Source organism: Metabacillus fastidiosus NBRC 101226, from assembly GCF_001591625.1.
Lineage (GTDB): Bacteria > Bacillota > Bacilli > Bacillales > Bacillaceae > Metabacillus > Metabacillus fastidiosus.
Genome location: NZ_BCVG01000010.1, coordinates 70553 through 78813 on the forward strand (window position 1 = coordinate 70553; position 8261 = coordinate 78813).

Annotated in this window: 11 protein-coding genes; 4 read left to right on the forward strand and 7 right to left on the reverse strand. The window is 34.1% G+C overall.

Features of this window, described 5'->3' with window-relative positions:
* Nucleotides 1–129: 129 nt before the first annotated feature.
* The 5 genes from BFA01S_RS04785 to BFA01S_RS22750 all read right to left on the reverse strand — a co-directional run bounded on the left by BFA01S_RS04785 (nucleotide 130) and on the right by BFA01S_RS22750 (nucleotide 2240).
* The gene (locus tag BFA01S_RS04785; RefSeq protein ID WP_066226428.1) at nucleotides 130–519 is read right to left on the reverse strand and encodes a hypothetical protein; all 390 of its coding nucleotides are present in this window, start codon (nucleotides 517–519) and stop codon (nucleotides 130–132) included.
* 44 nt (nucleotides 520–563) lie between these two features.
* Nucleotides 564–941, reverse strand: coding sequence for a hypothetical protein (locus BFA01S_RS04790; protein WP_066226431.1), 378 nt, complete (start codon nucleotides 939–941; stop codon nucleotides 564–566).
* Between the two features lie 15 nt (nucleotides 942–956).
* Nucleotides 957–1154 (reverse strand): helix-turn-helix transcriptional regulator, encoded by a 198-nt coding sequence (locus tag BFA01S_RS04795; protein WP_066226433.1) that lies wholly within the window; start codon nucleotides 1152–1154, stop codon nucleotides 957–959.
* 107 nt (nucleotides 1155–1261) lie between these two features.
* Complete coding sequence (locus BFA01S_RS04800) at nucleotides 1262–1987, reverse strand: cytochrome c biogenesis CcdA family protein (RefSeq protein ID WP_066226435.1); 726 nt, start codon at nucleotides 1985–1987, stop codon at nucleotides 1262–1264.
* Between the two features lie 94 nt (nucleotides 1988–2081).
* Entirely contained in the window at nucleotides 2082–2240 is a 159-nt protein-coding gene (locus tag BFA01S_RS22750) for a hypothetical protein (RefSeq protein WP_169800433.1), read from the reverse strand.
* Between the two features lie 189 nt (nucleotides 2241–2429).
* Here BFA01S_RS22750 and BFA01S_RS04805 point away from each other — a divergent pair, with 189 nt between their 5' ends.
* The 4 genes from BFA01S_RS04805 (at nucleotide 2430) to rocF (ending at nucleotide 6779) form a co-directional block, all read left to right on the forward strand.
* Nucleotides 2430–4022 carry a copper resistance CopC/CopD family protein gene (locus tag BFA01S_RS04805; RefSeq protein ID WP_066226437.1) on the forward strand — a complete coding sequence of 531 codons (1593 nt, stop codon included), beginning with the start codon at nucleotides 2430–2432 and terminating at the stop codon, nucleotides 4020–4022.
* A gap of 22 nt (nucleotides 4023–4044) precedes the next feature.
* Nucleotides 4045–4674 (forward strand): YcnI family copper-binding membrane protein, encoded by a 630-nt coding sequence (locus BFA01S_RS04810; RefSeq protein WP_066226439.1) that lies wholly within the window; start codon nucleotides 4045–4047, stop codon nucleotides 4672–4674.
* Nucleotides 4675–4934: 260 nt separating this feature from the next.
* Nucleotides 4935–5672 carry a YqcI/YcgG family protein gene (locus tag BFA01S_RS04815; RefSeq protein ID WP_066226441.1) on the forward strand — a complete coding sequence of 246 codons (738 nt, stop codon included), beginning with the start codon at nucleotides 4935–4937 and terminating at the stop codon, nucleotides 5670–5672.
* 213 nt (nucleotides 5673–5885) lie between these two features.
* Nucleotides 5886–6779 carry an arginase gene (gene rocF, locus BFA01S_RS04820; protein ID WP_066226443.1) on the forward strand — a complete coding sequence of 298 codons (894 nt, stop codon included), beginning with the start codon at nucleotides 5886–5888 and terminating at the stop codon, nucleotides 6777–6779.
* A 22-nt stretch (nucleotides 6780–6801) separates the two neighbouring features.
* Here rocF and BFA01S_RS04825 read toward each other — a convergent pair whose 3' ends face one another.
* The gene (locus tag BFA01S_RS04825; RefSeq protein WP_066226447.1) at nucleotides 6802–7179 is read right to left on the reverse strand and encodes a DUF5367 family protein; all 378 of its coding nucleotides are present in this window, start codon (nucleotides 7177–7179) and stop codon (nucleotides 6802–6804) included.
* Between the two features lie 4 nt (nucleotides 7180–7183).
* On the reverse strand, nucleotides 7184–7765 hold the full coding sequence (locus BFA01S_RS04830) for a TetR/AcrR family transcriptional regulator (RefSeq protein WP_066226449.1): 582 nt from the start codon (nucleotides 7763–7765) through the stop codon (nucleotides 7184–7186).
* Nucleotides 7766–8261: the final 496 nt, after the last annotated feature.

Sequence of the window (8261 nt, forward strand, 5' to 3'; positions counted from 1 at the left end):
AAGGTATTCTTGATTAAACTTTATTTCGAAACAACAATAGGCAAAGTAATCATAGATAATCCTAATAATAGCAATAAGAAAATATTACTCGTTCCGTTTATGAATCTGTCGGCGGTTACTTTACCAGTCTTAATATCGTTTCGCCAGAACGACGAAGGAAAGAAATACGGTCATAATTGTAAGTGAAGCTAATATACATATTGCTTGGTATGTATTTAAAAATGTCTCATTTCGTTGAACAATAATCATTAGTACAAACATATAACCTATAATAAAAAAATAACTGTAAAACATTCCTTTCTCTTTAATTTTCTTTATCCGTTCATCATTTTGTTGAAATTGGGGAGAGAGATAAGCAAGGCAAAATGACATAACAGCCACAGCAAGAAGAAGGAGCTCATGTCCTTTCGGGAATACATGCATTGAAATAGCAGTTAAACTAATAGACAGACCAGTAATTAATTGAATAATACCAAGAAAGAAAAAGGACCATCGTCCAGTTTTACTATCCATCTTCATAAATATAACCTCCTATGTTTAAAATAATTCTTCCAATAAATCAGCTAGTATCGTTTGGCCATAATTCCAAATGATATAAAGACAGTTATAGTGGAAAGAGAAATTAATAAAGTTATAGTTTGAGAGCCATTTAAGAGCGTTTCATTAAAAAGGAAAATAGCCATTAAAATAAACATATAACACATAATGAAAATAAAGCTAAAAAATATTCCTCTTTCTTTAATTTTCTTCGTTCGCTCATCGTTTTCTACGAAGTGCGGATAAATATAAGCAAGACAAAACATCGTGATAGCCATGGAAAGAAGCAGAAGCTCATTTTCTCCTATGTATCCTAAATGAAAACTTTTTGCTATAACTACTATTAAACAGAAAGTACCTACAAGAAGATGCATTATCTGTCCAGTCCTAACATCCATCTTCATAATAATCCCTCCAATTCATTCATCATCTAGAAGAAAAACTTCCTCCACAATCGTGTTAAAACAGCGTGCAATTTGAATAGCAAGCGGCAGTGAAGGGTTGTAACGCCCTTTTTCGATGGAGATAATCGTTTGTCTGGAAACACCTAATAGTTCTGCCATTTTTTCTTGGGAGATGTCATTTTGTTCTCTCAATTGTTTTAAATGGTTTTTCACTTTATTCCATCCCTTTCCAGTACTAATCAAAGTTTAATGTAAAGGAAACTTTACTGTCAAGTTTCCTTTACAAAATGCAGATAAAAAAAGCAGGGGCAGCCTGCTTTTTAAAGGTTAATATTAAAGAAATCATTAAAGCGGTATTGCAGTTCTGAAAACCAAATATTAAAGATAATCATTTTATCAAAATAAAGCAAAATTCCGAAAATAATCATAATGATGCCACCAATTTTCATTAATGTACGGGAATATTTTAAAATAAATCTTGTTTTGCTAATGAAAAATGCCATTAAAATAAATGGAATACAAAAGCCTAATGAATACCCAGTAATATTAATGAATGCTTGTGAAGGATTTAATGCACTTGCATACATAATTGTTCCGAAAATAGGACCTAAACAAGGTGTCCAGCCTGCGGCAAAACCAAGTCCTATTAATAAAGAATTAATATAGCCGACATTTCTCTTTTTCTGCTGAATACGAATCTCTTTTAACATAAATTTAGGCTGAATAATTTCGAGCATGAAAAGTCCCATAAAGACGATGAAAATTCCGCCCAGCATTCGGATTAAATCTTGATAATTTGTGAAAAAAGAGCCAACTTTACTAAATGAAAAACCTAAAATATAGTAGATAATCGAAAAACCGATTGAGAAAAAGACTGCGTGCAGCAAGATTTTTTTTCGATGTGTATTCGTTTTTTCACCCTTTAGTTCATTTACTGACATTCCAGTTATGTATGAAACGAATGATGGATACAAAGGCAGGCAGCAAGGTGAAATAAATGCTAATAGTCCAGCTGAAAATGCTAATAAAAAAGTAACGTTTTCCAAAAAAATACCCCCTCCCTATTTGTGATTATATATGATGAACAACCATAGGGAGAAGAAACATTTGAACGTTTTCTAACGATTGTAAAATGGATTGTTATTTCTGCCTGCAGTTTTTGCACACTTGTAGCAATTCATTTGCCGCTGTTCGATACGGATATAACAGTTTAATTCTTGTTTTCCCGCATAAAGGACATATTCCTCTTCCTCTTGAAGGCAGTTTATAAAGTCTTTTTCCTCGATTATTTTTCGCCATCGTCATCCATCCTTAAAATTATTGCTTTCTCTATTTAATGATTGTTTCTTTCAAAAATTGATAGGCGAATCACTATTTACTGTTGAAAAACGTCCTTTTTTCTAACACATTTTCTTCACAAATTCATTTTATATTTATTTAGGGTAAATACTTAACATAAGGAGGTGTGTAAATATAGAAAAGAAATATTTGGCATTTTTAAGTTTATTTATTCTTTTATTATTGTCTCTTCCATTACAAGTATCAGCACATGCTTATGTTGTTACTTCGAATCCGGAAGAAAATGAAATTTTAGAAAAAGCACCTGAAACAGTGACAATTGAATTTAATGAAACGATTCAAAAAGGATTTAACTCGCTTATTGTAAGAAATGAAGAAGGAAAAAGAGTAGATTTAAAAGATGCCTATATTGACCCGCAAAATAAAAAAATATTTCATACCGGTTTAGAAGATGGATTAAAAGATGGAGTTTATACGGTGGAATGGAGAGTCGTTTCAGCAGATGGCCATTCTGTACGCGGGTTAATTCCATTTGGAATCGGAACTGCTGAAAAGATTGGAAAACTTCATGTTGAACAAGAACATTATGTTCCACCAGCAGATATAATTATCCATCGTATTGTTACCTATACGAGTTTTTCTCTTTTTATCGGAGTTATTCTATTCGTTCTTTTTCTTTATAAGCAAGCAGATGTCCATCATCTGGTCAGAAAACGCAGTCAGCTGTTAATGAGGATTTCTTTAATAGGCATCGCAGTAAGTATTTTACTGAGTATGCCGCTTCAAATAACAAAAAATGCGAATGTGTCATGGTTAAAGGCATTTAATCCGCTGCTTATAAAAGAAGCAATTGTTTCCACAACTGCCGGATACATATGGGTTATACAAGTAGTTGTTCTGGTTTTATTAATTATTACGGCATTTTTTGCAGGGAAAACGTTATTTTCTATGAAAAGATGGATTCTCCCATTTATTCTCTATAGCTGTCTGCTTATCGGAGAAGCAGTGAACGGTCATGCCGGCGGCAGTGCTTATAAAGAATTTGTCATTGGCCTTGATTTTCTTCATATTTTATCCGCAGCTATTTGGGTAGGGGGACTTGCGAGTATTTTTCTTATTGTGAGAGGCAATAAAAACCTGCTTAGAGAGTCAATAATCTCTTTTTCCCCAATTGCTATGTATACAGTAATCACTCTGTTTTTTAGCGGAATATTAAATAGTGTATTTTTTATTCCATCTTTAAACGCATTAGTAACGACTGATTACGGTAGAGCTTTCCTTATTAAAGTAGGATTGTTTCTCATTATGCTTATTTTTGGTGTACTCCATTTTATAAGAGGAAAGAAGACCGGTAATAAAAAAACAATCGGAACAGAGCTTATGATAGGAGTAGTTATCGTTATTGTGACTGCTGTATTAACAAATCTGCCTACACCTGTTCCAGAACCAAAACCATTTATTGAATCTTATCGTTTTGAAGATATGACAGAGATAAGTGTAGAAATTACACCGAATACAGCAGGAATTAATACATTTAATGTTTCTATCCAAACAGTAGAAGGGGAACCGATTGAAAATATTGAGCAAGTAACAATTGCTGTATCTAAAATGAATGAAAAAGAGAAGGAAAAAACATTTCAAGTGCAGAATGTGGAGCCGGGCTTTTTTACGGCAAAAGGATTGTATTTAACGAGCTCTGGCCGTCATAAAATTCAAGTTCATGTATTAACGAAATCATTAGAAACATACGACCATGCTTTCTATACGAGAGTAGGAAAATAAGAAAAGAGAGAGGGATAAATTAATGAAAAAAATATTAACAATGTTTATGCCGGTACTGGCAGCTTTTATTTTATTTACGATTCCCGTTAGTGCACATGTTACGGTCAAACCTGAAAGTTCATCAACAGGGGCATGGGAAACATACACGATTAAAGTGCCTGTTGAAAAGGATATCCCAACGACAAAGGTAGCACTTAAAATGCCTGAAGGTGTAGAATTTTCTATGTACGAACCAGTGCCAGGCTGGACGATTGCTACTGAAAAGGATCAGGATGGAAAAGTAACAACTGTTACATGGACAGCAGGCGGAGAAGGATTAAAAGCAGGAGAATTTGCACAGTTTTCATTTATCGGAAAAAACTCTGATCAAGCAGGCGAAGCCGCTTGGGATGCGTATCAATATTATAAAGATGGAAGTATCGTAGAATGGACAGGAGATAAGGACTCTGATTTACCGCATTCGATAACGACAATTGTTCAGGGTGAAGCAGCCGATGATCACCACGGGGGGGATGTAGAAAAAGAGGAGAGCAAGAAAGCAACTGAAGTTGTAGAAACAGAAGATACAAATAAACTGCCGTTAACACTTGCAGTTATTGCACTGATTTTATCATTAGCAGCAGTAATTATCACGATTATACGTAAAAAATAATAAAACGCCTGATTTCTTTTCATATAAATGAGAGAAATCAGGCATTTTTAGTTGAAAACATTATCAATATCTACATGAAAACCTTATAAAATTTCAGAAGAAACGATTCCAGTTCCTTTCACAGCTAATTGTATATATTCTCCTTCATATATTGTGATTCAGAGGAAAAGTCATCTTAGTGCGGCAAGGACAAAAGGTTTGTTTTTGGAAAATAGAGGGTAATACGAGTATGGAACGAATAACATACTTGAGGTGAGGAAATGGAGACCATAACGAGTCAGTTGTTAACGAAAGAACAGATGACAAATGAAAATATCGTACCGAAGTGGGTAACGGAGGAGTATCGAAATTTTCATGAAAAGGTGACAGATCCGACTTTTCCTTGTTATTTTGGCATGAGTGCAGAAAATAAAGGAGAATTGCGCTATTCATATATTACACATGATGACTGGTCGCATTTACCTTCAACGATTGAATCATTTCTTGAACTGTTTAGTAAGCCTAAACTTACCCGTCATGGATTATTTTTATTCGTTGAACCTGAAAAAGAAGAGAAATCAATTCCTTATTACAGAGAATACTTTTGGAGAATCCTTCAGTACTTACATAATCATGATAAGCATGAGTGGCCAAAGGAAATCCCACAAAATCCAGATCACCATTTATGGGAATTTTCATTTGCAAACGAACCCATCTTTGCTTTTGGAAATGCACCGGCCTATAAACAAAGAAAGACAAGAAATTTAGGAAATAGTCTCATTTTAGGTTTTCAGCCAAGGCGTATTTTTGAAGGATTAGAAGGAACGTCAAAAGGCGGCCTAATGTCGAGGGAGAAAGTAAGAGAACGGGTAGAGAAGTGGGATCTTTTACCTAAACATCCGAATATAAGTCATTACGGGGACTTGAATCATCGGGAGTGGAAACAGTATTTTATCGGCGATGATATTAAGTTAATTGCTGGACAATGTCCTTTCCAGCATAAAGTGAAATTTCCATAAGTGGGGGTTTTCTCAACCCCTCTTATGATTAGTTAAGATCCGCACGATGTGGGTCACATATACGATGCCACAAGACGTCGCGAACTTAGTATGTGCTCCGTTAAGATGGGATAAATGAAAATTTGCATATATATGCAAATATTTGCTAAGTTGAGTCATCCCTCTTTTGTAAGTTAAAATAAAAGCAGGCAGACAAAAAGGGGGACATTACATATGAAGAAAAGAATTTCAATAGTTGGTGTTCCAATGGATTTAGGCCAATCTCGCCGTGGGGTCGATATGGGGCCGAGTGCGATGCGCTATGCTGATGTTGTGGAAAGATTAGAAAAACTAGGTTACGAGATTCATGATACTGGAGATATTGAAATAAATAGAATTGATAAAGAAGAGATTCAAAACTTGAAATTCTTGAAAGCGGTTACGGATGGTAATGACAGACTTTCGCAAGCTGTTGATAAAGTCATCGAATCAGGTGCGTTTCCACTCGTTTTAGGAGGAGATCACAGCATTGCAATTGGGACACTCGCTGGAGTTTCTAAACATTATAAAAATCTGGGAGTCATCTGGTATGATGCACATGGTGATTTGAATACAGCAGAAACGTCTCCGTCTGGAAATATTCACGGGATGCCACTTGCGGTAAGTTTAGGAATTGGCCATCACACATTAACAAATATCGCAGGCTATAGTCCGAAAGTAAAGCCGGAGAATATTGTGATGATTGGGATTCGTTCTTTAGATGAGGGAGAGAAAGAGCTGATTCGCCAAAAAGGAATAAAAGTTTACACGATGCATGAAATTGACCGTCTTGGCATGGCAACAGTAATAGAGGAAACAGTTGAATACTTAAAATCACGTACAGACGGTGTTCATCTATCTCTTGATATGGATGGTCTTGATCCCACAGATGCTCCCGGTGTTGGGACACCTGTATTAGGTGGAATCAGTTACCGTGAAAGCCATTTAGCGATGGAAATTTTAGCAGAATCAGAAATAATTACATCAGCTGAGTTTGTTGAAGTGAATCCGATTCTAGATGAAAGAAATAAAACGGCGATTGCCGCTGTTTCATTAATGGGTTCTTTATTAGGGGAGAAGTTATTATAAATAAAAAAGCTTAGACTGCTGTCTAAGCTTTTTTATCTGTGGATATTTTAATAAATCCAGTCATTAAAATTAAACTGTATGCAAAGAGCAGCCATGCACCGAAATATGTACTTCCATTCGCCTGCAGGTTTGGAAAGACAGTATTAAAGTTTAGGAAGCTAATAATATCCAGTAACATTCCAGGAAGTGCAATGCTGAGTGCGGCTTTCATAATATTATCATTGTTCAGTTTTTTAAATTTATATAATGGGAATGTGACTGTTATTATAAGCGGTATTGTGACTAGAAACGTCATCGTTAGTATAAGTACATTTGGAACTAAAATATAATGGCCAGCTATTCGAAAAAAGAGTGTTGCTGCAAGCCAAAGAATAAAGCCAAAAAAATAAAAAAATTTCATTTTACTAGTCTCCTTTTATATTTATCAATAAGGAAAACAGTTTATACAAGCTTTCAAAAATTTCCTCGGCCGGGAAATTCTCGACTGTTAATGATTGAATAGCAATACCGTCTATTAATGAATTCAATAAAATTGCTAAATGTTCATGAGAAATTCCTTCTATCCATTGGTCTTTATCCAATTTATGAAGAATATTACTTAAATTATCATTTTCTATTTTTATTAAATTACTTATCTTATTTTTCATTTGTTTATTATGTAAACTCATAACAACTAATGATAAGAAAAGCTGATGGAAGCTTGAGTTGCTCTGTTGACGGCTTAGAGCAGAGGAAAGAGCATCGTTTATAAACTGTTTGGAATCTGAAATGCTGCCTAACTCTTCCCATGATGCTTCACTAATATTTTCAATTATTTCGATCATTAACCTTTCCTTTGATTGAAAATGATGATAAATTGTACCCTGACTTACATTTGCTTTAGCTGCTAATGAACGAAAGGTGAGGCTTTCTATTCCGTTTTCAATAACACATTGTTTTGCTGCCTCAATTAACTGTGCTTTCTTAATAATATTCGGTTTAGCCATATTTTCCTCCTTAAGTTAGTCGGGTGACTGACTTATTGTAAATCAATTGTATAATAAAGGAATATATTATTCAAATAATTATTTTGTAAATAAATGTAAAAATTAATTGGTTTTGAAAAATCGAAGCTGAATTTTCGATCCTAATCTGTTAGATATTAGTAAAAATTCAATAATATTAACTTAGTTAATTAAAGAACACTGAAGCGCTTACAAAAAATGTTTGAAATCAAATTCTAGTAATGTTACTATTTTTGTAACAAATATGATTAGAAACATTGTTGTTTAATATGAAACAGAAGATCTTCTAATATTATTTACTGCTATAAATTTAGGATAACACTGTCTGCATATCATATTTTCTCTCTTTGTTCTTGACAATATAAGAAGAAAGCTCTTAGAAATTAAGTTTCAAAATAAACAGCTTGTAATAATATTACCTTTACTGATGTAAGTCTGCTTTATCCGAGCCTTAACGGGCAGTAAGACTCCCCTTCTT